Annotated in this window: 1 protein-coding gene; it reads left to right on the top strand. The window is 41.8% G+C overall.

Translation table 11 applies throughout. The annotated features are described in order from the left end of the window. Positions 1-318: DUF2867 domain-containing protein (locus ACNQ0T_RS23560; RefSeq protein WP_417930422.1), on the top strand; the 318-nt coding region annotated here is incomplete at both ends.

Below are 318 nucleotides of genomic sequence, written 5' to 3'. Positions count from 1 at the left end.
ATATGATGTTGAATAAAGTCAAATATGGCAGACCTGATCGTGACACCTTACAGGTTGGTGATGAAGTTGATGGTTGGCGAGTCATTAATATGGAACCAAATAAACAACTTAGCTTACTTTTTGGTATGAAAGCACCAGGTTTAGGTCGATTAACTTTCACTATTCATGATAGTGGAAACCTACGCTCCATTGATGTTCGTGCATGGTGGCATCCTGCGGGTTTCAGCGGATTACTCTATTGGTTTGCGATGATGCCAGCTCATCTGTCCATCTTTAAAGGCATGGCTAAGCGTATTAGTGAATTGGCTATTCAACGGG

Source organism: Enterobacter cloacae complex sp.6700776 (genome assembly GCF_048284255.1).
GTDB lineage: Bacteria > Pseudomonadota > Gammaproteobacteria > Enterobacterales > Enterobacteriaceae > Enterobacter > Enterobacter intestinihominis.
The sequence above is the reverse complement of the archived record's forward strand: the minus strand, read 5'-3'. Positions and strand labels throughout refer to the sequence as shown.